24 protein-coding genes and 1 pseudogene are annotated in these 21,069 nt (G+C 67.5%); 10 read left to right on the top strand and 15 right to left on the bottom strand.

Features of this window, described 5'->3' with window-relative positions; all coding sequences use genetic code 11:
• Nucleotides 1–46: 46 nt before the first annotated feature.
• The 3 genes and pseudogenes from C8258_RS17355 to C8258_RS17345 all read right to left on the bottom strand — a co-directional run.
• A pseudogene (locus C8258_RS17355) lies at nucleotides 47–304 on the bottom strand (DNA topoisomerase IB); the annotation flags it as partial.
• 51 nt (nucleotides 305–355) lie between these two features.
• A complete protein-coding gene (locus tag C8258_RS17350; protein ID WP_106956064.1) occupies nucleotides 356–1,387 on the bottom strand; it encodes a MerR family transcriptional regulator in 1,032 nt (343 codons plus the stop codon).
• Nucleotides 1,381–2,058, bottom strand: coding sequence for a HEAT repeat domain-containing protein (locus C8258_RS17345; RefSeq protein WP_199195741.1), 678 nt, complete (start codon nucleotides 2,056–2,058; stop codon nucleotides 1,381–1,383). Before C8258_RS17345 ends, C8258_RS17350 begins: the two co-directional genes overlap by 7 nt.
• Nucleotides 2,059–2,144: 86 nt before the next feature.
• Between C8258_RS17345 and C8258_RS17340 the strand changes: the two genes are divergently transcribed.
• Together C8258_RS17340 and C8258_RS17335 are read left to right on the top strand one after the other, a co-directional pair.
• Nucleotides 2,145–2,759 carry a bifunctional 2-polyprenyl-6-hydroxyphenol methylase/3-demethylubiquinol 3-O-methyltransferase UbiG gene (locus C8258_RS17340; protein WP_106956062.1) on the top strand — a complete coding sequence of 205 codons (615 nt, stop codon included), beginning with the start codon at nucleotides 2,145–2,147 and terminating at the stop codon, nucleotides 2,757–2,759.
• A 71-nt stretch (nucleotides 2,760–2,830) separates the two neighbouring features.
• A complete protein-coding gene (locus C8258_RS17335; protein ID WP_106956061.1) occupies nucleotides 2,831–3,292 on the top strand; it encodes a phage tail protein in 462 nt (153 codons plus the stop codon).
• Between the two features lie 24 nt (nucleotides 3,293–3,316).
• On the opposite strand, the gene C8258_RS17330 is transcribed toward C8258_RS17335, so the two are convergent.
• From C8258_RS17330 to C8258_RS17315, 4 genes are all read right to left on the bottom strand, one after another.
• The gene (locus C8258_RS17330; protein WP_106956060.1) at nucleotides 3,317–4,360 is read right to left on the bottom strand and encodes a fused (3R)-hydroxyacyl-ACP dehydratase subunits HadA/HadB; all 1,044 of its coding nucleotides are present in this window, start codon (nucleotides 4,358–4,360) and stop codon (nucleotides 3,317–3,319) included.
• A 105-nt stretch (nucleotides 4,361–4,465) separates the two neighbouring features.
• On the bottom strand, nucleotides 4,466–5,641 hold the full coding sequence (locus C8258_RS17325; RefSeq protein WP_106956059.1) for an RNA polymerase sigma factor: 1,176 nt from the start codon (nucleotides 5,639–5,641) through the stop codon (nucleotides 4,466–4,468).
• Complete coding sequence (locus C8258_RS17320; protein ID WP_106956058.1) at nucleotides 5,638–6,045, bottom strand: YciI family protein; 408 nt, start codon at nucleotides 6,043–6,045, stop codon at nucleotides 5,638–5,640. The genes C8258_RS17325 and C8258_RS17320 overlap by 4 nt, the downstream gene beginning before the upstream one ends.
• Nucleotides 6,046–6,086: 41 nt before the next feature.
• Nucleotides 6,087–6,584, bottom strand: coding sequence for a pyridoxamine 5'-phosphate oxidase family protein (locus tag C8258_RS17315; RefSeq protein WP_106956057.1), 498 nt, complete (start codon nucleotides 6,582–6,584; stop codon nucleotides 6,087–6,089).
• Here C8258_RS17315 and C8258_RS32650 point away from each other — a divergent pair.
• The 3 genes from C8258_RS32650 to dinB are packed head-to-tail and all read left to right on the top strand — an operon-like array spanning nucleotide 6,573 to nucleotide 8,735.
• Complete coding sequence (locus C8258_RS32650) at nucleotides 6,573–7,346, top strand: hypothetical protein (RefSeq protein WP_158271272.1); 774 nt, start codon at nucleotides 6,573–6,575, stop codon at nucleotides 7,344–7,346. The genes C8258_RS17315 and C8258_RS32650 overlap by 12 nt on opposite strands.
• A complete protein-coding gene (locus C8258_RS32645; protein WP_158271271.1) occupies nucleotides 7,321–7,467 on the top strand; it encodes a hypothetical protein in 147 nt (48 codons plus the stop codon). The genes C8258_RS32650 and C8258_RS32645 overlap by 26 nt, the downstream gene beginning before the upstream one ends.
• 41 nt (nucleotides 7,468–7,508) lie before the next feature.
• Nucleotides 7,509–8,735 carry a DNA polymerase IV gene (gene dinB, locus C8258_RS17300; protein ID WP_199195740.1) on the top strand — a complete coding sequence of 409 codons (1,227 nt, stop codon included), beginning with the start codon at nucleotides 7,509–7,511 and terminating at the stop codon, nucleotides 8,733–8,735.
• A 17-nt stretch (nucleotides 8,736–8,752) separates the two neighbouring features.
• Here dinB and C8258_RS17295 read toward each other — a convergent pair whose 3' ends face one another.
• The gene (locus C8258_RS17295; protein ID WP_036501273.1) at nucleotides 8,753–9,172 is read right to left on the bottom strand and encodes an NUDIX domain-containing protein; all 420 of its coding nucleotides are present in this window, start codon (nucleotides 9,170–9,172) and stop codon (nucleotides 8,753–8,755) included.
• A 93-nt stretch (nucleotides 9,173–9,265) separates the two neighbouring features.
• Here C8258_RS17295 and C8258_RS17290 point away from each other — a divergent pair, with 93 nt between their 5' ends.
• Entirely contained in the window at nucleotides 9,266–10,225 is a 960-nt protein-coding gene (locus tag C8258_RS17290; RefSeq protein ID WP_199195739.1) for a patatin family protein, read from the top strand.
• 70 nt (nucleotides 10,226–10,295) lie between these two features.
• Here C8258_RS17290 and C8258_RS17285 read toward each other — a convergent pair whose 3' ends face one another.
• A complete protein-coding gene (locus C8258_RS17285) occupies nucleotides 10,296–11,441 on the bottom strand; it encodes a winged helix DNA-binding domain-containing protein (RefSeq protein ID WP_233225148.1) in 1,146 nt (381 codons plus the stop codon).
• A 101-nt stretch (nucleotides 11,442–11,542) separates the two neighbouring features.
• Between C8258_RS17285 and C8258_RS17280 the strand changes: the two genes are divergently transcribed.
• Nucleotides 11,543–12,253, top strand: coding sequence for a YoaK family protein (locus C8258_RS17280; RefSeq protein WP_199195738.1), 711 nt, complete (start codon nucleotides 11,543–11,545; stop codon nucleotides 12,251–12,253).
• 4 nt (nucleotides 12,254–12,257) lie between these two features.
• On the opposite strand, the gene C8258_RS17275 is transcribed toward C8258_RS17280, so the two are convergent.
• Together C8258_RS17275 and C8258_RS17270 are read right to left on the bottom strand one after the other, a co-directional pair.
• Nucleotides 12,258–13,637, bottom strand: a complete 1,380-nt coding sequence (locus C8258_RS17275; RefSeq protein ID WP_106956054.1) for an MFS transporter — start codon at nucleotides 13,635–13,637, stop codon at nucleotides 12,258–12,260.
• The gene (locus C8258_RS17270) at nucleotides 13,637–15,469 is read right to left on the bottom strand and encodes a glycoside hydrolase family 15 protein (RefSeq protein ID WP_106956053.1); all 1,833 of its coding nucleotides are present in this window, start codon (nucleotides 15,467–15,469) and stop codon (nucleotides 13,637–13,639) included. Before C8258_RS17270 ends, C8258_RS17275 begins: the two co-directional genes overlap by 1 nt.
• Nucleotides 15,470–15,857: 388 nt before the next feature.
• On the opposite strand from C8258_RS17270, the gene C8258_RS17265 reads away from it, so the two are divergent.
• The 3 genes from C8258_RS17265 to C8258_RS17255 are packed head-to-tail and all read left to right on the top strand — an operon-like array spanning nucleotide 15,858 to nucleotide 17,136.
• Nucleotides 15,858–16,283 (top strand): DUF6325 family protein, encoded by a 426-nt coding sequence (locus C8258_RS17265; protein ID WP_062996966.1) that lies wholly within the window; start codon nucleotides 15,858–15,860, stop codon nucleotides 16,281–16,283.
• A gap of 11 nt (nucleotides 16,284–16,294) precedes the next feature.
• Nucleotides 16,295–16,561 carry an SHOCT domain-containing protein gene (locus C8258_RS17260; RefSeq protein ID WP_036501269.1) on the top strand — a complete coding sequence of 89 codons (267 nt, stop codon included), beginning with the start codon at nucleotides 16,295–16,297 and terminating at the stop codon, nucleotides 16,559–16,561.
• Between the two features lie 38 nt (nucleotides 16,562–16,599).
• Nucleotides 16,600–17,136 (top strand): OmpA family protein, encoded by a 537-nt coding sequence (locus C8258_RS17255; protein WP_146161255.1) that lies wholly within the window; start codon nucleotides 16,600–16,602, stop codon nucleotides 17,134–17,136.
• Between the two features lie 25 nt (nucleotides 17,137–17,161).
• Here C8258_RS17255 and C8258_RS17250 read toward each other — a convergent pair whose 3' ends face one another.
• The 4 genes from C8258_RS17250 to C8258_RS17235 all read right to left on the bottom strand — a co-directional run bounded on the left by C8258_RS17250 (nucleotide 17,162) and on the right by C8258_RS17235 (nucleotide 21,064).
• Nucleotides 17,162–17,980, bottom strand: coding sequence for a hypothetical protein (locus C8258_RS17250; protein ID WP_146161254.1), 819 nt, complete (start codon nucleotides 17,978–17,980; stop codon nucleotides 17,162–17,164).
• Nucleotides 17,981–18,057: 77 nt separating this feature from the next.
• Nucleotides 18,058–18,936, bottom strand: a complete 879-nt coding sequence (locus C8258_RS17245) for a phosphoribulokinase (protein ID WP_036501267.1) — start codon at nucleotides 18,934–18,936, stop codon at nucleotides 18,058–18,060.
• Nucleotides 18,937–18,962: 26 nt separating this feature from the next.
• Nucleotides 18,963–20,039, bottom strand: a complete 1,077-nt coding sequence (locus C8258_RS17240; protein WP_106956050.1) for a class 1 fructose-bisphosphatase — start codon at nucleotides 20,037–20,039, stop codon at nucleotides 18,963–18,965.
• Nucleotides 20,024–21,064, bottom strand: a complete 1,041-nt coding sequence (locus tag C8258_RS17235) for an AAA family ATPase (RefSeq protein ID WP_233225147.1) — start codon at nucleotides 21,062–21,064, stop codon at nucleotides 20,024–20,026. The genes C8258_RS17240 and C8258_RS17235 overlap by 16 nt, the downstream gene beginning before the upstream one ends.
• Nucleotides 21,065–21,069 lie beyond the last annotated feature (5 nt).

Here is a 21,069-nt window from a genome sequence, read left to right as displayed (position 1 = left end):
TGGGCGCGCGCCGCGCCCGCTGCGAAGCCGCCGCGATGGTCCGGCCGCGTTCTCGCCGCCACTGTTCGTGATACAGATATTGCCGCCGCCCCGCCGCATCCACCCCGACCGCTTGTATGTGCCCCTGGGCATGCGGGCAGATCCACACCTTCCGCCAGGCCGGTGGGATCACCAGTGCGTCGATGCGTTGTGTCACTTCGGGATCCGTGACCGGGATGCCGTTCTCGTCGGCATAGGAAAAGCCTCTGCCTCGTCGCACCCGGCGTATTCCGGCACCGTAGGGCGTGCTGCGCCGCAACCGCATCACGTCACTCCTCTCGTCCCGCGCATCGGGTGATACCCGCGCGGGACGCGATCATGCGGGTGCGGTGGACCCGGGATCCTCCGGTGGCCCGTGTTCGAGCGCGCGGACGAGTGCCGCGGCGAGCAGCGCGACGGCCCGATCGTCGTCATCTACCAAGGGCCGCAACGTATTCAGCGCGAGGGAGCCGGGCAGCTCCGCCAACGCCTGGGTCAGCCGGAGCCGCACCGGTGAACCCGGCGGGTGGGCGGTCAGCTCGCCGGCGAGTGCGCCCAGGATGCGCTCCGCCCACTGCGTGTCCCGGGCCAGCGATCCCAGCAATTCGGCCGCCTCGACATCGTTCGGGCCCTCGATCACGGTGGCGACGAGTTCCGGCACCGCGCGGGTCTGCCCGCGGGCGCCGAGGGCGAGCGCGGAGATTCTGCGAACAGTCGCGTCCGCGTCGCCGAGGGCGTCCAGCAGCACCGCACTCGACTCCGTCCCGGCAATCTCGGCGAGCGCCGACGCCGCCCGCCGCCGGACCTCGACATCGGCGGAGTCCAAGCCGGAGGCCACGTTCAGCACTCCGTCCGCACCGGCTCGAGCCAGAGCCCAGCGCAGCGCCCCCGCCACATACGGATCGGATTCGGCGAGCACCGCCTCGGCGAGCAGTTCGGCCGGCATCTCCTCCGCCGGAGCGAGAACGGCCTGCTGCCGCCGGGCGGCATTGGACGAACCGAGTCCGCGCAAGAGTTCGACGATACGCAGCGCGTCCTGCCAGCCGGAGGGTTCGGCCGCCTCGACCGCACGCAGCCGTTCGAGCAGCTCACGGTCCCGGCTCAGCCGTTCCTCGGTCGCTCGTATGAGGTCGCCCACCAGGGCGGACGGCGTGAAGCCCGGATCGTCGAGAGCGCGCCCGATCTGGGTCAGCGACAAGCCCAGCGATCGCAGACCCTCGACGTGGAAGATCCGCCGGATGTCCTGGACGGAATACTCCCGATAGCCGCCGTTGGTGCGGCCGGTCGGCTGCACCAACCCCAGGGAGTCGTAGTGCCGGAGCATCCGGGCGCTCACTCCCGAGTAGCGGGCCACCTCGCCGATCAGCACGCGGTCGACTCCTCTCGCTCCGGTCCGAGGGCGCGGACCCGCCTGGCCTCGCCGATCGCGAGGTCGAAACCGGCATCGGGGTCGCGCAGCAGCACGTCGGTGGCACGTGCATGGGCGCGCACCACCGGGTCCGGGTTCGTCATCGCCGTCCGCAGGACCGGCTCGACGATCTCACCCAGGGCGACCAGAGCGCGGCTCAAACTCAACCGCACCTCGCGGTCGCCGCGGCCGAATTGGGTAGCCAGCGCGTCGGCGAGGGCCTCCTTCTCGCCGACGGGCACCAGGACGACGGCGGCGCGCCACGCGCTGCGCGCGACGTCGTCGTCGGCATCGTGCAGCAACGACCGGGTGATCGCGGACCACGCGCTGCGGTCTCCGATCTTGGACAGGGTGTGCAGCGCCTGGCTGCGCGCCTGGGGACGGTCCGAACCCAATTGAGCACGCAGTTTCGGCACCGTGACCTGCGCCGGAAGCCGGGTGAGCGCCCAGGTCAGCATGTCGCGCACGAAGAAGTCGGGCTCGATCCCGCACCGCTCGATCAGCGCATCGGCGAAGTCAGGCTCGGGACGGGTGCCGAGCGCCAACGCCGCCTCGAGTCGTGTCGACGAGTTGTTCGCCGCCAGCGCGTCGAGTAGTCGCATGTCCTGTGGGTTCCTGTGTGTCGAGTTCATCGGGACCACCTCCGGCAGTCAGTGAAGACCTTGTCACGATGGCAAGGTCAAGTACACGCACCGGACCGAGAGAAGAGGAACAGGCCATGAGCGGACGCACGCCCAGCCAGTGGGAAGAGATCACCGCCGCCGATCCCGCGCATTCGACGTGGTACGTCGAGCGCTTCCGGACGATGGCGGCCGAAGGCGCGGACATCGTCGGCGAGGCGCGCCTGATCGATGCGATGGTCGGGCGCGGCAGCCGAATCCTGGACGCCGGATGCGGTCCGGGTCGGCTGGGTGGCTACCTGTACCGGGCCGGTCATGTCGTCGTCGGCGTCGACGTCGATCCGGTGTTGATCGCCGCGGCGGAACAGGACCATCCCGGCCCGACCTGGCTGGTCGGCGACCTGGCCGAACTCGATCTGCCGAGCCGCGGGATCGCCGGCGACTTCGATGTGATCGTGTGCGCGGGCAACGTGATGACATTCCTGGCGCCCTCCACCCGCGGCGCGGTGCTGTCCGGATTCGCCCGCCATCTGGCTCGGGCCGGCCGGGTGGTGGTCGGGTTCGGTGCCGACCGGGGTTACGAGTTCCCACAGTTCCTCGCCGACGCCGAACACGCCGGACTCAGGGTCGATCTGCGGCTTTCGACGTGGGATCTGCGCCCGTTCACCGACGAGTCGGACTTTCTGGTGGCGGTGTTCTCGCGCGCGGAGTGAGGCCGAGCCTGCCCGATTCGCGACGCACGACGTTGTACAGTTCGACCGACCCAGTCGCAGAGGAGTTCGCCATGACCTACGCCGTGGACTTCACTACGGTATCGACCGAAGGCCTCGAATCGTCGCCCGTCGCGCAGGCTTTGGCCGGTCTGCGGGCCAACGAAGCCCGGTACTTCAAGAACAAGTACGACCACGTCTTCACCGTGGAGCCCGCCAAGGAGGCCCAGTCGACGGTCGACTGGGTCAGCCTGATCCTCGAGGACGAGCGTGGCATCGTCATCTCCTCCCGCCCGCTCGAGGCCACGGCCTTCGAAGCGGACGGGATTCGCTTCGCCTACGTCTTCTACGAGAGCGGCCTGTCGATCAACGTGATGTATTCGATCGACGATTCCGGTAAGAGGGCCGTGGGGTTCAAACTGTCCGACGGGATGGAAATCCCCACCGAACTCTCGTCGTTCAAGTTCGCGCGGCAGAAGTCGAAGCTGGCGGGAACAATTCGCGGCTCCTACTTCGTCATCAAGAACCAGTACTGATTCGCCCGGTGGTCGTGGCGCAGGTCAGGCCAGGCGGACATCCGCCGTGGCGAGGCCGAAAACCTTGCGCCCGGCCGACTTCGCGACCATGACGACGACGGCGGTCCTGGTATCGGGGTCGACAGACTTGATGCGCCCGGTGAACTCCACCGTTCCCGCGGAGGCGGCTTCGATGACCGTGTAGTTCGACAGCCGCACGCCGTATCTGATCATCGCGCCCGGGTCCCCAAGCCATCCGGTGACGAAGCCGGCTCCCAAGCCCATCGTGAGCATGCCGTGGGCGATCACGTCGGGAAGCCCTGCGAGCGCGGCGATCTCGGCATGCCAATGGATCGGATTCACGTCCCCGGAGACCCCGGCATAGTTGACCAGATCGCCGCGCGTCAGGTTCACCGACCGTGCGGGAAGTTCGTCGCCGACGGTGATGTCGTCGAATCGGAGTGTGGTCTGTGGGGTGCGCGTGCGGGAGATCGGCGAAAGACGCGCAGTGGTGCCGTATTCCGCATCTGCCGGCGACGACCCGTTCGCCTCGGCGGCAGATGCCGTGGTTCGGGGAGGGGTGTCGAGGCCGCTCATGACGACACGCTCGATCGTGTCGCTGATGTCGGCGTCAACGTCCGCGCCGGTGAGGCCGAGGACGGTGGTGTGCATGATCTGCACGACGTCACCGGTCCGGTCGGTGAACGTGTTGGTGATGGTGAGCAGGTCCCTGCCGCCGATACGGCGCACCGACGACAGCTCCACATCGCTGATCAACCGGTCGCCGGTGAGCACCGGCTTGTACATCTCGAAGACCTGATCGGTCTGCACGACGACGTCGTAGCCGGTCATGACGGTTTCCAACAGCCTGCGATTGGCCAGCATCGCGACGGTGGAGATGAATGTGGTCGGTGCGACCAGACCGGCGTACCCCAGCTCACCGGCAGCATCCTCACTCCAGTGCGCCGGGTGGAAGTCCTGTACCGCTCGCGCGTACTCGCGGATCTTCTCCCGCCCCACCTCGTAGAAGTCGTCCGTGCGATAGCGATGTCCCACCAGCCCGGTCACATCGAACGTCGCCTCCACCAAGGCCTCTCCTCCGGATTACGTCGATACTCCGCAGGGGCAGCATCGAATTCACAAGTGCGGCTTCACCTTCTCACAAGTCACCGGCTTCGGCGTGCAGCGAGAACCTCACTCGGTGAATGTCGTCGGTCGGTCGGTTCGCCGGCGCAGCAGCCCTCGCACCCGCGCGGCCTCGCCGGTGAGGTGGTTGCGCTCCGGGATGCTGGTGGCGGTGCCGGATGCCGCGGCATACAGGTCGGCGGCCTGTTCGAGGTCGCCGGCGCGTTCGAGGAGGTAGGCGTGGACCGCCGCGTACCGGGGCAGCTCGGGGTCCACCTTGCTCAATTCCGCCAGGCCGGCCTGGGGTCCGTCGGCTTCACCGACCGCGACCGCGCGATTGAGTTGCACCACCGGGCTGCCCGTGAGATTCAGCAGTTCGTCGTACCACTCCACGATCTGTACCCAGTCCGTTTCGGCGGCGGTCGGGGCGTCGGCGTGTAGGGCGGCGATCGCCGCCTGCGCCTGGTATTCGCCCAGGCGGTCACGAGCCAACGCCGCTTGCAGGATCGTGACACCTTCGGAGATAAGTGTTGTGTCCCAACGGGTTCGGTCCTGTTCGGCCAGCGGCACGAGGCGCCCGTCCGGGCCGGTGCGGGAGCTGCGGCGGGCATGGTGCAGCAGCATGAGGGCCAACAGTCCCGCGACCTCCGGCTCGTCGCTCGCCGCGGCCAGCTGTCGGGTGAGGCGGATCGCCTCGGCCGCCAGATCGATGTCACCGCCGTAGCCCTCGTTGAATACCAGGTAGAGAACCCGCAACACGGTCGCCGGATCGCCGGGCCGGTCCAGCGGCAATCCGGCGAGACGCCGCTTGGCCCGGCTGATCCGTTGCGCCATGGTCGCTTCCGGGACGAGGTAGGCCGTCGCGATCTGCCGCGTCGTCAGGCCGCCGACCGCGCGCAGCGTCAACGCGACGGCAGAACCGGGTGACAGCGACGGATGCGCGCACAGGAAGTACAGCCACAAGGAGTCGTCGGCTCCCGGGACCGGCCCGGTCGGCGGCTCGTGCTCGACCGCGAGTTCTCGCTCCCGCCTCGATGTCTCGGCTCGTGTGGCATCGAGGAACTTTCGCCACGCGGCCGCGACGAGCCAGCCTTTCGGATCGCGCGGTGGGTCGTCAGGCCAGGTTTGCAGAGCCCGAATCACAGCCTCCTGCACCGCATCCTCGGCCGACGCGAAGTCCGCGCCGCGCCGGACGAGGACACCGATCACCGCGGGCACCAACTCCCGCAGCAGCGATTCGTTCACTCGGTCACCGTGGGCATCGCCGTGAGCAGCGGGCGCAGCTCGAGCCACTCCCGGATCGGTTTCCCGCCCGCACCGGGCGCCTCGGACAGCTCACCTGCCAGTTCGAGCGCCCGCTCGTAGGTCTCGACATCGATGAGCATCCAGCCCGCGATCAGATCCTTGGTCTCCGCGAACGGACCGTCGGTGATCGGTGGACGGCCCTCGCCGTCGGACCGGACGAACGTGCCCTGCGGCGAGAGCGCCCGATGGTCGACGTACTCGCCGCTGGTCTGCAGCCGTGCGGCGAAGTCCTCCATGTACTGCACATGGGCGGTGATCTCCTCCGGTGTCCACTGATCCATCGGCACGTCGTTGACCGCCGCGGGCGCACCCCGATAGTGCTTGAGCAACAGGTATTTCGGCATTGTCGTCTCCTCGATGTCGGCGGCACGGAACCGGCTGGTGATCAGGCCTGCTGACGTTCGGCCCGCTGCCGGACCAGCTCCTCGACCGCGGTGGGCAGGGTGGTGTCGAAGTCGATGAGCTTGGCCCAGGTCGGGGTGATGACGATCCGGACCATGCCGTCGTAGAGCGAGCGGACTTCCGCCTCCCACTCCACGCGCTGTTCGGGCGTCATCTCGTAGCTGCCGTTCATCTGCAGGTATTCCTCCGGGATGCCGTCGACGACATCCAGCTCGGCATGTCCGCGCAGGAGCAGGATCTTCGGCGGGTGGACCTCGGTGTCGATCGTCAGCGCGACCTGAGGATTGTGCCGCAGAGAGTGCAGTTTCGGTGCGTTCTTCGTGGTGCAGAGCACGATCTGCGAGCCGTTCCAGGTGAACGCGATCGGGATGTTGCGCGGCGTGCCGTCCTTGGCGACGTAGGCCAGCCGCAGCAGATCGCGCGCCAGCAATTCCCGGCTGATCGGACGGTTGAGGATTTCGCTGATCGTGTGCTGTTCCATCGCTGTCGCTCCTGTGTCGGTGTCCGCGAGCGGGCCGTTGTCGGTTGCTCGTATCCCTGGGACGGAGCCGGTTCGCCGTTCTCGACATCGGCGGAGATCTTTTTTTTCGAAATTTTCCACCGCAGCTCAATCCGCCGCGCCTTCCTTGAATTTTGCTTCCATTTCTGCCGCGAGCTGCGGCTGCTCGGCCTCCATCTTCTGGACGTAGGCGACCGCGCCACCGAACGACTGCTCCTGGTACGACGGCTCCGCACTCTGGGGCTCGGCCTCGAATCGATAACCGCTGTGTTGCGCGAGGAACGGTCGCTGGCCGAAGCCATCGCCGCCGAAAGCGCGCGACTGGATGTCGAAGTGAGGTCACTGGCGTGGCGGCGGGCCTCGTTGCGAGCCATCGAGACAGCAGCCCCGGCGCAGCGCAGTACGCGATTGGCGTTACTGGCTGCCGCGCAGGACGGAGTGGCGATCCACGATTGTCTCGTCCGCTTCTGGCGGCGCATCCTCGCGCCGCTACCCCGATCCGCGAGCGATCCGTGGGTGTATTGGAATGTCCCGCAACCGCCTGCCGATCCATCCGTCGACGACGTCGTCGCCTATGCCGAACTGGCCGCTCTCGTGGCCGACCCCGATGTGATCGGCGTGGTACGGCGGCAGTACTGGCGCGGCCGTCCGGAGTCGATTCGTCATCGCCCACGCGAGCGCCCGCGGCGAACACGACACACCGCGTTTCCGCCAGCACATGCTGGCCGACGCCACCGACGGTGATCACCGGATTCACCGCTACTGGGCGTTGACCGGCCATTTCCTCGACAGCCGTGTCACGGTCGGACAAGCCCACAACTGGCTCTACGCCGCGCTGGCCGGATCCGGCGACCACGCCGACTGACCGGCATCACCACGATCGGCCGACGCGGTAAGATCGCACATGTGTTCGAATCGGATGAGGGGGCGACGGCAGCGGAAAGGCGGGGGCGGGCGGCGATTCTGCATGCGGATCTGGATTCGTTCTATGCGTCGGTCGAGCAGCGGGACGCGCCGGAGTTGCGGGGCAAACCGGTGATCGTCGGGGGTGGGGTGGTGCTGGCGGCGAGTTACGAGGCCAAGGCCTACGGTGTGCGGACGCCGATGAACGCGCGGCAAGCGTTGCGGTTGTGTCCGCACGCGGTCGTGGTGCCGCCGCGAATGTCGGCTTATGCGCAGGCGAGCCGGGACGTGTTCGCGATCTTCCGTGACACCACTCCGGAGGTGGAGGGCATCTCCATCGACGAGGCCTTTCTCGATGTCGGTGGGCTGCACCGCATTTCGGGCGCGCCGATCGACATCGCGGCCGGATTGCGGGCTCGGGTGCGGACCGAGGTCGGACTGCCCATCTCGGTCGGCGTGGCGCGGAGCAAATTCCTCGCCAAGGTAGCCAGTGCGGTCTGCAAACCCGACGGCCTGCTGCTCGTGCAGCCCGACGCCGAACTCGACTTCCTGCATCCGCTGCCGGTCGAACGGCTCTGGGGCGTGGGCGAGGTGACGGCGCGGACATTGCACGAACACGGCATCACCCGGATCGGGCAATTGGCCGACACCGATCCGATGGAGTTGTGCGGCCTGCTCGGTCGCGCCGCCGGACGGCATCTGCACGCCCTGGCCTGGGCCCGCGATCCGCGCCGGGTCGACACCGGTCGCCGCCGCCGCTCGATCGGTGCGCAACGCGCGTTGGGTAACCGGCCCCGCACCGATGCCGAGATCGAGGCCTACCTGCACGGCCTGGCGGATCGGCTCGGGCACCGCTTGCGGGCCGCGCGGCGGATCTGCCGAACGGTGGTGCTGCGCTTACGCTTCGCCGATTTCGGACGCGCGACCCGGTCGCACACTCTGCCCACCGCCACCGACGACGGTGCGACGATCCTGCAGGCCGCCCGCACCCTGCTCGCGGCCGCCCGCCCACTGATCGAGGAGCGCGGCATCACCCTCATCGGCCTCGCCCTGACGAACCTGCAGAATACGGACCCGAGACAGCTGATGCTGCCGTTGGACGCCGGCCCGGACACCACACTGGACGCGGCGCTGGATGCGGTGCGCGACCGCTTCGGCGCCGGAACCGTCACCCGGGCCGCACTGCTCGGGCGCGGTGAAGGTCTGTCGGTGCCGCTACTCCCCGACTGATTCGCCCGAGTCCGAAGTCAGTGCGCCGGTAGCAGTCCGCGCGCCACCAGATCATCGAAGAGCACCTGGTCGACGGGCGGCACCGCGGCCCGGTCGGCATAGCTGAACCAGGCGATCTCGGCGATTTCGCTGCTGGGTTCGATCGTTCCGGCGTAGTCGGCGGTGTAGCAGCTCATGCGCACCGAAACCTCGGTGGCGCCGGGCAATTCGGCCTCGTAGGTGCCGACGTGGGCGATCGATTCCGGAATCAGCACCACGGTGAGCTCTTCGGAGATCTCCCGAATCAGCGTCTGCCGATCGGTCTCCTCGCCCTCGCGCTTGCCGCCGGGAATATAGAACTCGTCCTTGCCATCCGGTCGGGCGCACAGGATCCGTCCGTCCTCGATCAGCACCCAGGCCACGGTGTCGATGAGGCGCCGCGACGATTCGATCCGCATCCGCGCAGCCTACCCGGGCGCTCTCCGACCGCCCGAGCCTCGGGCGAGGCGTGATAGACAGAGCTGAACGCAGTGATCGAAAGGTGTGGTGCGATGCCGGACAGTACGCGGCCGATGACCCCGGCGGAGCTGATCGCGCAACGCTTCCACGGCGGCAGCATCGCCGGTGAGCATGGCGACGATTTCCGGCTGGCGCTGGTGATCGAGGGCGGCTCCGCACGCGGGGTCTATTCGCACGGCATGGTCACCGGCTTGGAAGAACTCGGCGTGCTGCGCTGTTTCGACGCCGTCTACGGCGCCTCGGCCGGCGCGCTGAACGGCGCGTGGCTGCTGTGCGGGCGGGCGGCGCGGGCACGGCGGGCCTGGCATTCGGATGTGGTGCGACGGGTGATCTCACCGGCCCGGGCGCTGCGTGGCGGTCTGGTCGTGGACACCCGATATCTGGTGCACACCGTCTACGAGCGGATCGTGCCGATGGATTTCGCCGCGATCCTCGGCAATTCGGTTACCTTCCACCCGATCGGCACCGATATCGCCGACGGCAGCGCTGTCGATCTGCGCCCGCACATCAGCGATATCCCGTCCCTGCAGCGTGCGCTGCGCGCCAGCACCTGCATGCCGGTGCTGGCCGGACGTCCGGTGGCGGTGGGCGGCGGGCGCTACGTCGATGCCGGACTGTCCGAATCGGTACCGGTCACCACCGCCCGCGCCCAGGGTGCCACCCACATCGTGGTGTTGCGCACCCGGCGGGTCGATGAAAACCCCAGCATTCCTTCGGATTTCGAACGGCGCGTGGTGGCACGGGTGCTCGGCGCCTCGGGCCCGACGGTGGCCGAGAGCTGGTTCGCCCGTGCGGCGCAGTTCGCCGCCGACGAACACCGTATGGCGAGCGACCCGTCGATTCTGCAGATCCGCCCGCCGCTGGGCGCACCCACGATCGGCCGGGTAGCCCGGGATTCCACGGTGCTGTTGCGCGCTCTGGACCTGGGCCGCGCCGCAACCCTGGCGGCGCTCGGTGAATCCGTTCGATCCACGGGAGACATCGCGAGCTGAATCGGCTGTCGCGGCAAGGGCAACCGAGTCTTGTGCAGCGACCCGGCCTCGGCGCGCACTCTCGGGGGTCTCAGCCGACGTCGAGATGGTCTCGCCCGGTGGCACGGGCGAGGTGGACGGCTTCGGCTCGGAGCAGCTCCGGGTCGACGCGCTCGTCGTCGAACATGCTGACCGTGAGGGTGTCGTCGACGGTTTCCCACGTCCCGGCGATCCGGCCGCCGACGAGAACCAAGGGCGAGATCCAGCCGGCGGTCCGGCTGACCTTGGTGCGATGGGCCGGGGGCAGCAGGACCGGATCGGTGGTGCCGGGGCCGAGAACGTAGTGATCGAAGGGACCGAGCAGGCGGACGGTGTCGGTGGGATCGGTGGCGGCCAGCTCGTCGGCGTCCTCGGTGCGGATCCAGGTGCGGCGGCCCTCGACATCGACTTCGGTGATTTCGGCCCCCAGCTCGGAGAACCATTGGCGGACAGTGGTTTTGCGCAACACGCCACGCAGGAGCCAGGCATTGAACGCCTCCGGTGTGCCCGGGCCGTAGACGCCGAGATAGGCGCGGATCAGGTGTGCGGCCGCCACATCGGCCGGCGGCAGGCCGGTCCATCCGGTCACCGCACGCGCGGGAGCGGTGAAGGTCACCGATGATCCGCGGGCGGGTCCGTGGCACAGCACTCCCTGCCAGGCCAGCGGTTTCAACAACGCACCCCAGCCCGAGCGCAATTGCTCGCCCATGGTCGCGAAGCGGCGGTCGCGCAGTAGTTCGTCCACCAGTTCCGCCCGGCTCAGCACGGCACCACCGTCGAGCAGTTCGGCCACCGCGTCGGTCAGCGCCTTCACTTCGCCGGGATCGGCGCCGAAATTGCGTTGCCACGCCGGCTTCTCCCACGTCCGCGCCGACGCGATCAGGGCCAGTGCGGCGGCCGCGGTATCGGGCGTCATCGCATGTAAGGTTCCGCGCATCGCCCACGTCTTCATCAGTTCACCGGCGTCGAGCGCGCGGACCAGTTCACCCGGCGCTCCCCCGCGCCGCACCGCCACCGCGGTCTCCGCCGCGGACGTCACCTGCGCCTGCACCCCGGCCAGTCGCCGCGTCACCGCCACCGCGCTGCCGCCGTCACGCCCTTCGACGAATCCCCTGCGCAGGCGCCACGCGAACACCTGACCCCATGTGACCTCCACCGCACCTCCCGTATCCGGACACCCGCCGATCCGCGCGCTCACCTTACGGCTCCTCACCGACAACCCCCGTCCCCGGCGGTGACCGCTCCCACACCACAAGGCCAATACATGCATACTCATGCATGTATTGCTAGTCTGTTGCGGTGACTCCGAAATCCGAAGACTCCCTCGAGCCGTTCTGGACGCTGGAGACCCGGCTGGCCTCGGCCCTGCTCATCCTGGCCGGGTTCGTGGGCGCCGCCGCCTACACGCACTCCGAGGGCTACTTCGTCACCTTCATGACCGGCAATACCGAGCGCGCCGTCATCGGCGGATTCCTCGGCGACTACACCCTCGCGGCCGGCGCCTTCGCCCTGATCGTGTTCTTTCTCGCCGGCGTGCTGGTGGCCTCGCTCTGTCGTCGGCACTGGTGGCGCAATCACCCGCACGGCGCGACCATGCTCGCCACCGCCGCTCTCACCGTCGCCGCCGTCCTCGACACGATTCTCTATCGGCACGACGCGGATCTGGGCCTGGTGCCGATCCTGCTCGTCTCGTTCGCGATGGGTTCGCTCAACACCTCCTTCGTCAAGAAGGGTGAGGTATCCATCCCGGTCACCTACATCACCGGAACGCTGGTGAAATTCGCGCAGGGCGTGGAACGGCATATGGCCGGCGGCACCCATCGCGAATGGCTGGGCTACGCGGTGCAATGGCTGTCGTTCGCCGCCGGCGCCCTGATCGGCGGCCTGGTCTCCTTGGTCGTCGAGGGCGGCGACATGCTCTACACCGCCGTCATCGCCTCCGCCATCGTGGCCGCCTACACCTGGCGCGCCGACCTCAGCTGGGTGCAGCGCCCTTCCTCCTCGGAGTAGCGGGTTACGGCTGCGCGATCGGCGTTCGATGCGGTAGTCCGGCGGCCGCGAACAACCCGATCACACCGGCCACGCCGAGCGCGAGCATCGCGACCGCGTAGGCATGGCTGCTGAGTCCGGCGACGAGGATGGTGCCGGCGATCGCGGTGCCCAGCGACGATCCGAGATTGGACACACACCGCGACAGTCCCGAGATCTCGCCTTGGCGCTCCTCACTGAACGTCGACTGCACGACGTTCACCGACGGAGTCAGCATGGAGCCGAGTCCCAGTCCGATCAGCAGCAGTCCGGGCGCGAACGCCCACGGGTTCAGCGTGCGCCCGGCCAGGGCGATGAGTACCACGATGCCGGCGACCACGACGACGAAGCCGGCCATGATGAGGGTTCGCTGAGTGAACATCCGGGCCAGCCGCGCGGCCGTCAGCGACGACACCAGCAGTCCGGCGGTGGCGGCCGTGAAGATCACGCCGGTGCGGATCGGATCGTAGCCGCGCACCACCTGCAGATACGCCGAGACCACGAACGAGGTCCCCATCAGGATCAGCCACTGCAACAATTGGGTGGCCAAGCCGAAATTCGAGATGCGGCTGCGGAACAAGCTCAGCGACACCAGAGGTTCGCCGCCGGCTCGTTCGGTGGTGCGCACGTGCCAGAAGAACCCGGCGAGCACCACCACCGCCAGCACGATCAGCACCACACACCACCGTATATCGTTGTCGGCGGCCAGAATTCCGAGCACGAGCAGCACGAGACCGGCCGCCGAGAGCACGCTTCCGGTCAGATCCAGGGTGCGGTGCGGATCGGGCGGAAGCGGGTCACGGACCCGGCGCGTGGAGATCAGGATGGCCGCCACCACCAACGCCTGAAAGGCGAACGCCGCCCGCCAGCCCAGCCCGGAGGCGATCAGTCCGCCCAGCAGCGGTCCGGCCGCCGCGCCGATCCCGCCCATCGCCATCACCACACCGAAAGCCCGTGCGCGCGAAGTAGTGTCGGTGAACAGCAGCGTGGTCAGGATGTAGACCGGCGGAATCAGCAGCGCGGTACCCACCCCCTCCAGCACGGAGTTGCCGAGGGCCAGCACGCCCAGTCCCGGTGCGAGCGCGCTGAGTATCGCGCCGAGCCCGTAGACCGAAAGTCCCACGACGAAACAGCGCTTGCGGCCGTAGCGGTCGGTGAGCTTGCCGCCCGGAATCATCAATGCCGCCATGATCAGCAGGAACAGGGTGATGACCAGTTGCACCCCGGCCACGTCGGCGTCCAGATCGGTACTGATGTCGGTGATCATCACCGCCATATTCGTACCGGCGAAACTGCAGATGAACTGCGCCAGCGCGAGCGGCACCAGCACGCCGCGCGGGCGGGCCGGAGCACGGGGCTCGCTCATCACGAGGGCTTTCCGGACTCGAGGCGATCGAGCTCGTCGTCGAGTGCCATCGCCGCCGCCACCAGGGCCAGATGCGTGAACGCCTGCGGGAAGTTGCCCAGCTGCTCACCCGAAGGACCGATCTCCTCGGCGAACAGTCCCACGTGGTTGGCGTAGGTCAGCATCTTGTCGAATGCGTAGCGGGCGTGGTGAACTCGCCCCGCCCGTGCCAGTGCCTCGACGTAGAGGAAGCTGCACAGATTGAAGGTGCCCTCGGAGCCGCGCAGTCCGTCCGGCGATGCGGCGGGATCGTATCGATAGACCAGGCTGTCGCTGACCAGTTCCTCGTCCATCGCGTCGAGTGTGCTCAGCCAGTCCGGGTCGCGGGGGGACAGAAAGCCCATGCGCGGCATCAGCAGCAAAGCGGCATCCAAGACGTCGGTGCGGAAATGCTGGACGAATGCGCGGCGGTCCTCACTCCAGCCACGTTCCAGGATCTGAGCGAAGACCGCGTCACGCGCATCGGTCCAACGCTGTAGGTCGGCCGGCCGGGCATGGTCGATCGCGAGGCGAATGCCGCGATCGAACGCGACCCACGTCATCAACCTGCTGTAGGTGAAATCCTGTTGGCCCCCGCGGGTTTCCCACACGCCTTCGTCGGGCCGATCCCACTTGTCGACCAGCCAGTCCAGCAACTCGGCGAACACCCGCCACCCCGAGATACCGCCGATATCGGAGGTCTGTGCCAGCGCATCGGCGACTTCGCCGTAGATGTCGAGTTGCAACTGATCCGCAGCGGCATTGCCGACCCGCACCGGCGCCGATCCGCGATATCCCTCCCAGTGGTCGAGGATCTCCTCGTCCAGTCGCGGGTCACCGTCGATGCGATACATGATCTGCAACGGCTCACCCGAGGGGGTGCTGCCCGGCAGCCGCTCACGCAGCCAGCGGCGAAACGCGTAGGCCTCGGCGGTGAACCCCAGATTCAGCAGCGCCCGGACCGACAGGGAACCGTCGCGCAACCACGTGTAGCGATAGTCCCAATTACGTTCCCCGCCGACTTGTTCGGGAAGGCCCATGGTGGCCGCCGCGATGGGGGCGCCCGTCGGTAGGTAGGTGAGCAGTTTCAACGTGATCGCGGAGCGGTTGACCATATCGCGCCAGCGGCCGCGATAGGTCGAGTTCCGCAGCCACCCCTGCCACCATTCCCGGCAGTCCGCGAATTCGGCCGCGACCTCGCCGCGCTGCGGTGGCGCCGGAAATTCCCCACCCGCCGCGGTGGTGGTCAGCACGATGACGGCCGTCTCCCCCTCGTCCAGAGTGAAGTGGCCGATCGCGTCGCCGTCGTCGACGCTCAATACGACCGGGTCGGACGCCTGCAGGTGCAGGGTGGTTTTCGGACCCTCGAACATGATCCATTCGTTGTCGTGCGCCACCGTCGTGTGCTCGGCGCGGCCGTAGTCGAAACGCGGCCGGCAGGCGAGCGCGAACGGCAGACTGCCGCGCACCACACGCACGATGCGAACCAGGCGATGCCGATCGGTAGGCGCGTCGTCGTCGATCGGCGGCATGAAGTCGGCGACCTCCCCGACTCCGTCCGGTGCCATGAAACGAGTGACCAGCACCGCGGTATCCGGCAGATACAACTGGCGGATGGTCACCGAACCCTCCGGCAAATCGGCCGCGACACGGCAGTACCCGCCCCGTTCGTGGTCCAGCAGCGACCCGAAAACGCTCGGGGAATCGAATCGCGGTGTGCACCACCAATCCACCGTTCCGGCCGACGACACCAACGCCGCGGTTTGCAGATCACCGACAATGCCGTGCTCGGCGATGGGCGGGTAGGGGTTCATCGGCACTCCCGGAGGTGGCGGACCCATCTGGCGACGCATCCGGCCGGATCCTGGAGGCCGGTGCACATGAGGCGCGGTCGTTTCTCATTGTGCGCTGCGCCGAGAATCTCGCGGACCGCTCTGGCGAAATTTCAGCAATCATCTTGTGCGGAGGGCGGTGGCGAGACCGTTCGGCTCGATCCGGAGCGCCGGGCAATTCACTCCGACCGGCGGCGGTGATATCTGCGGGACCGGCGGCACCGAATCATAAGGTGTCAGGTCGTCTCGTCGGCCGCGTTCGCGCTGTCGCCGACCCGCCCCGGCCTGGGTTGCGGTGGATGTTCCTATCAGAGGGTCAGGCGTCGGAGAAAAGGGGTGCCGGGTGAACAGTGCTGCCGATATCGACGAGATGGGACCGATCGACTATCTCGTCATCGAATTCCCCGCCGACCGCCAACCGGACGGCTCGGCGTTGCCGATGCTGCGGGATCTGGTGGACCGCGGCATCATCCGCGTCCTGGATCTGGCCTTCGTGCACAAGGATGCGGACGGATCGCTGACCGGGATCGACATCGCCGATGTCGGGTTGACCGGCGACCTGGATGTGACCCTGTTCGCCGAGGCGGCGACCGGGCTGCTCGACGAGGGGGATCTGCGCGAGGCCGGGGGCGCCTTGGAGCCCGGCCATTCCGCCGCCGTCCTCCTCTACGAGAACACGTGGGCGGCCCCGCTGGCGGTCGCGTTGCGGCGCAACGGCGCCGAACTCGTCGCATCCGGTCGCATTCCGGTTCAAGCCATCCTCTCGACCCTCGACAGCCTCGAGGCCGACACCTAAGGAGAAGCACCATGCCCGGGTTACTACGGGGCGTCGCCCGTACCGCGGTGGTCGCCGGAACGGCCACGGCCGTATCCAATCGCGTCTCACGACGCCAGGGCCAGCGCTGGGCCGCGCAGGAGGAGTACCAGTACGAGCAGCAACCCCCGCCGCCCGCCCCGGCCGGCGGGGGAACCGACCGCATCGCGGCACTGAAACAGTTGGGCGAGTTGAAAGCTCAGGGGGTGCTCACCGAGCAGGAATTCGAATCGGAGAAGGCGCGCATTCTCGCGTCGTGACCACCGGGCGCATCCGGACGGAGATCAGGAGAAGCAGCATGAAACTCGTCAAGGCGGTAGCGGTGCTGGCGACCGGTGCGGCAGCGCTGATTCCGATCGCCGCATGTTCCTCGGACAACAACAGTGGTCCGGCCGTGGTCACGACGACCACGGCGCACGGTGGCGAGCACACCGATATGCGAAGCAGTCTCGCCACCACGGCGTCGTCGGTGGTGGGTTCGGCCCTCAACTCCGCGCAGCAGGCCGTGCAGAACGCGATCAACAGTGTGCTGTCGGCGGCGCCGATCACCTTCGACAAGAACAGCTCCGACCTGAGCCCGACCGATGTCGCCACCATCAAGGCGGTGGCGCTCCCGCTCAAGGGCAACGACACCGCGGTCAAGATCGAAACCTACGCCGTCGACTCGAACTCCGGGGCGGCCAACTCGCTTGCCGAGGCACGGGGCAACAACGTCGCCACGGCGCTGCAGGACGAGGGGATCGACAAGGCACGCATCACCGTCCACGCGGAGGGCAATCCGATCGAGTCCAACGTGCAGATCGACCAGGCGACGATCTCGGTCACCGTGAAGTAGCGCAGTGGCGGGCGGGGATCACCCGTCACCGTTCGGCGCCCTCCGCCGCGGTGGGCGCCGGGCCGGGGACCAGCACCTTGGCGATCGTCGCCGCCCCGACCACCACGACCGACAGCACGAAAAGCCAACTGATCGCGGTGAACACCGGGCCGAGCAGCCCGAACTTCGCCTGCGCGGAGGCGGTGATCTTCGGCAGCACCAGGCGTCCTCCGGCCCGGACCGAGGTCAATCCGACAGCCGTCAGCGCTCCGGTCACCCACAGTGCCCGCCCGCGCAGCTTGCCCATCGTGAGCAAGTACGCGCAGAGGGTCCATACGATCATCCACACCAGCAACTCGCCGGCCAGGGTGAGCGGCAGTCCGAAATAGCGGAGCCCGGCCAGTTCGCGCACGGCCCCGATCGTCGCGGCCGAGAATGCGACGACGAGCAGAACCACCGGCCAGCGCCATGCGTCGCGCAGGCCGATCGCCGGCACGTCCCAGAGCTTGCCGTAGATCCGCGCGAGTGTTTTGGCGAACGACGCGCCACTGATCACGACCATCAGCAGCCCGACGACCCCGAACGCCGCGAATGTCGGATCGGTCGACGCGACGACTCCGAAGGCGGACCGGAACGTCGCCCGGTTCAGCCCGAGCTGATCGTCGATGGCGCGGGTCGCGAGATCGAGCTGGGAGAACACGGACCCGGCGATGATCACGGGCAGTACGCAGGTGAAGATCTTGGCCGCCAGCGTCATCGAGCGGTCCACGATTTCGATATCGGCGAATTCCTGGAGTACCTGCCGGAGCGGCCCGGATCCGGCATCAGGTGCATTCCGGCGCGCCGCGGCCCACGTGGCGCTCACATTCATCGACCACATAGCGTCGATTCAACTCCGCGAAATCGCCGTGCGCGAGCGTCGAAACACCGTTCTGGTGACGGTTATGCGCGCGGGCCGGGCCGTTTGTCCATCAACCGCAGAATGAGCGGTGTGAAGATCAGCTGCATCGCCAGATCCATCTTGCCGCCCGGCACCACGATGCAGTTCGGACGCGACATGAACGAATCGTGCAGCATCGACAGCAGATACGGGAAATCGATCACCTTCGGATCGGCGAAGCGGATCACGACGAAGCTTTCGTCGGCGGTCGGAATGCTGCGGGCGGTGAACGGATTAGAGGTATCCACCGTCGGCACCCGCTGGAAATTGACGTAGGTGCGCGAGAACTGCGGGCAGATGTACTTCACGTAGTCGGGCATGCGCCGCAGGATCGTATCGATCACCGCTTCGCTGGAATAGCCGCGCTCGGTCTTGTCGCGGATGACCTTCTGAATCCATTCCAGATTCACGATCGGCACCACGCCCACCAGCAGATCCGCATAGCGCGCCACATCGACCGTGCCGGTGACCGCGGCGCCGTGCAGCCCCTCGTAGAACAGCAGGTCGCTGCCGGGGGCGAGTTCTTCCCACGGCGTGAAGGTGCCCGGTTCCAGTCCGTAGGGTTTGGCCTCGGTCTCGTCGTGCAGATATTTGCGCACCAGCCCGACCCCGGATTGCCCGTAATCGCGGAACAGGCTCTCCAGTTCGGTGAGCAGATTGGCCTCCGGGCCGAAGTGTGAGAAATGCAGATTCAGATCGGCTTCGGCTTCGGCCATCGCCACCTGCATGCCGCCGCGATCGTAGCGGTGGAACGAATCCCCCTCCACGATCGCGGCATTGATGCCCTCCCGCCGGAAGATTTCCTGGAAGGTCCGGGTGACGCTGGTCGTTCCGGCGCCGGAGGAACCGGTGATGGCGACCACGGGATGTTTGCGCGACATGACATCTCGATTCGATCAGCCGGCGTTCAATGGCGCGCCGGTCGGAACAGGGTGCGGGTACCGAACAACGACGCGTCGAACGGCGGACCGGCATCGGGTTCACGGTGATAGCGCTCGATCCGGCGCACCTCGTTGCGCGATCCGAAAACCAGCGGGATCTGTTGATGCGGATGCTCGGGAACCACCTCGAGCACCCGTTCGTGGCCGGTGGTCGCGGCGCCGCCGGCCTGTTCGATCACGAAGGCGATGGGATTGGCGCCGTACAGCAGCGACACCCGGCCCGGCCGGCCGGGATCACGGGTGTCGTACGGATACAGATAGACCCCGCCGCGGGTGAGGATGTGAAAGGCGTCGGCGACCAGTGACGCCACCCAGCGCATATTGAAATCGCGCGAGCGCGGCCCTTCGACCCCGTCGAGACATTCGTGCACATAACGCCGCACCGGGCGCTGCCAGAACCGCTCGTTGGCGGCATTGATCGCGAATCCCGAGGTGTCCTCGGGAATGCGCATACGGGGGTGGGTGAGGACGAACGCGCCGATCTCTCGATCGAGGGTGAACCCGTCGACCCCGCTGCCGGTGGTGAGGACCAGCATCGTCGCCGGGCCGTAGAGGGTGAATCCCGCACAGACCTGCCGCACCCCCGGCTGCAGGAAATCCGCCGCCTGCGGCGCCCGCCCGTCCTCCGGTGCGCGCAACACACTGAATATCGTGCCGACGGGCAGATTCACATCGATATTCGAGGAGCCGTCCAGCGGATCGAAGGCCAGCATGTATTTGCCACGCCGCACCTCCCCCGCCACCGGATGAAATCCGTTCATCTGCTCCGACAGCAGTGCCGACAGCGGCCCGCTGGATTCGGATTGCTCCACCATGATGTCGTTGGCGATGGCGTCCATGCGCCGATGCAGGCTCAGCGGTGGATCGGCGCCGTCCGATTCACCCAGCGCCCCCACGATGCGACCGCGGGTCACCTGATTGGCGATGATCTTCGCCGCGGTGGACACCACATTGAGCAGTGCGGAGAACTCTCCCGAGGAACCGGGATGCCGATGTTCCTGTTCGATCGTGTAGCGGGTGAGGGTTTTCATTCCGTCGGGCATGCCGGCGCCTCCTCCGCGGCGCGGACGCGGTCGCCGAAAACGCTGCTGCCGTAGATGTCCTCGGTCGTCAGCGTCATCAGATCGGCCTTGCCGAGCGGGCGATGCTCCTGCACCAGGCGATTCGCCTGGCGCAGCCGGCACCGGTCCACGGCATTGCGGACACTGCGCGCATTCGCGAAACGCGGCCGCGTCATCCGCACCGCCAGATATTCGTCGAAGGCCGCCGCCGCCGAATCGCCGAAACCGAAATTCTGCTGTGTCACCATGACTTCCGCGATGGCCAGCAGTTCCTCGCGCGTGTAGTCCGGGAATTCGATGTGGTGGGCCACTCGCGAGGACAACCCGGGATTGGCGGAGAAGAACGTCTCCATCCGGTCCGGATATCCGGCGAAGATCACCACCAGACTGGAACGTTCGGTCTCCATCTCCTGCAGCAGGATCTCGATCACCTCCTGTCCGTAGTCCCGCTCGTTCTCGGGCCGGAACAGGTAGTACGCCTCGTCGATGAACAACACTCCGCCCGCGGCCTTGGCCAGCGCCTCCTTGGTCTTGGGCGCGGTGTGGCCGATGAACTGGCCGACCAGGTCGTCGCGGGTCACCGTGTGCACCTTCGGTTTCCGGATGTAGCCGAGGGCGTGCAACATCTCCGCCATCCGCAGCGCGACCGTCGTCTTACCGGTGCCGGGTCCGCCGGTGAAACTCATATGCATGGTGGGACGGTCGGCCTGCAATCCGAACCGCTGCCGGGCCCGGTCGATCAGCAGCAGCGCCGCGATCTCGCGCACCCGCTTCTTGACCGTGGCCAGTCCGATCAGCTCCGCATCGAGCCGGGCCAGGGTGTCCTCGACGTTCTTGCCGGCCAGATCCGTCGACAGATCGACCGTCGCGTCGTCGGGCAGCGCGATCTCCGACGGATCGGAATCCGCGTGCGCCTCGGTGTGATTCGATCCCGAACCCGCGGCGCCACCCGCTCCCGGCCGGTACATCCGGAACCCCGATCCGCTGCCCTGTGTGCCGCCGGACATCGCCT

Origin of the sequence: Nocardia sp. MDA0666 (assembly GCF_003023875.1) — a bacterium.
Classification (GTDB): Bacteria; Actinomycetota; Actinomycetes; order Mycobacteriales; family Mycobacteriaceae; genus Nocardia; species Nocardia aobensis.
The sequence above is the reverse complement of the archived record's forward strand: the minus strand, read 5'-3'. Positions and strand labels throughout refer to the sequence as shown.

What these genes read in the sequence shown, in the direction of transcription:
- C8258_RS17235 (WP_233225147.1), bottom strand. Translation starts at nt 21,064, where the DNA reads ATGTCCGGCGGCACACAGGGCAGCGGATCGGGGTTCCGGATGTACCGG.
- C8258_RS17335 (WP_106956061.1), top strand. Translation starts at nt 2,831, where the DNA reads ATGACCTACGCCGTGGACTTCACTACGGTATCGACCGAAGGCCTCGAA.
- C8258_RS17255 (WP_146161255.1), top strand. Translation starts at nt 16,600, where the DNA reads ATGAAACTCGTCAAGGCGGTAGCGGTGCTGGCGACCGGTGCGGCAGCG.
- C8258_RS17340 (WP_106956062.1), top strand. Translation starts at nt 2,145, where the DNA reads ATGAGCGGACGCACGCCCAGCCAGTGGGAAGAGATCACCGCCGCCGAT.
- C8258_RS17265 (WP_062996966.1), top strand. Translation starts at nt 15,858, where the DNA reads ATGGGACCGATCGACTATCTCGTCATCGAATTCCCCGCCGACCGCCAA.
- C8258_RS17295 (WP_036501273.1), bottom strand. Translation starts at nt 9,172, where the DNA reads ATGCGGATCGAATCGTCGCGGCGCCTCATCGACACCGTGGCCTGGGTG.
- C8258_RS17245 (WP_036501267.1), bottom strand. Translation starts at nt 18,936, where the DNA reads ATGTCGCGCAAACATCCCGTGGTCGCCATCACCGGTTCCTCCGGCGCC.
- C8258_RS17275 (WP_106956054.1), bottom strand. Translation starts at nt 13,637, where the DNA reads ATGAGCGAGCCCCGTGCTCCGGCCCGCCCGCGCGGCGTGCTGGTGCCG.
- C8258_RS32645 (WP_158271271.1), top strand. Translation starts at nt 7,321, where the DNA reads ATGCTGGCCGACGCCACCGACGGTGATCACCGGATTCACCGCTACTGG.
- C8258_RS17260 (WP_036501269.1), top strand. Translation starts at nt 16,295, where the DNA reads ATGCCCGGGTTACTACGGGGCGTCGCCCGTACCGCGGTGGTCGCCGGA.
- C8258_RS17320 (WP_106956058.1), bottom strand. Translation starts at nt 6,045, where the DNA reads ATGCCGAAATACCTGTTGCTCAAGCACTATCGGGGTGCGCCCGCGGCG.
- C8258_RS17270 (WP_106956053.1), bottom strand. Translation starts at nt 15,469, where the DNA reads ATGAACCCCTACCCGCCCATCGCCGAGCACGGCATTGTCGGTGATCTG.
- C8258_RS17345 (WP_199195741.1), bottom strand. Translation starts at nt 2,058, where the DNA reads ATGAACTCGACACACAGGAACCCACAGGACATGCGACTACTCGACGCG.
- C8258_RS17240 (WP_106956050.1), bottom strand. Translation starts at nt 20,039, where the DNA reads ATGCCCGACGGAATGAAAACCCTCACCCGCTACACGATCGAACAGGAA.
- C8258_RS17290 (WP_199195739.1), top strand. Translation starts at nt 9,266, where the DNA reads ATGCCGGACAGTACGCGGCCGATGACCCCGGCGGAGCTGATCGCGCAA.
- C8258_RS17315 (WP_106956057.1), bottom strand. Translation starts at nt 6,584, where the DNA reads ATGGAACAGCACACGATCAGCGAAATCCTCAACCGTCCGATCAGCCGG.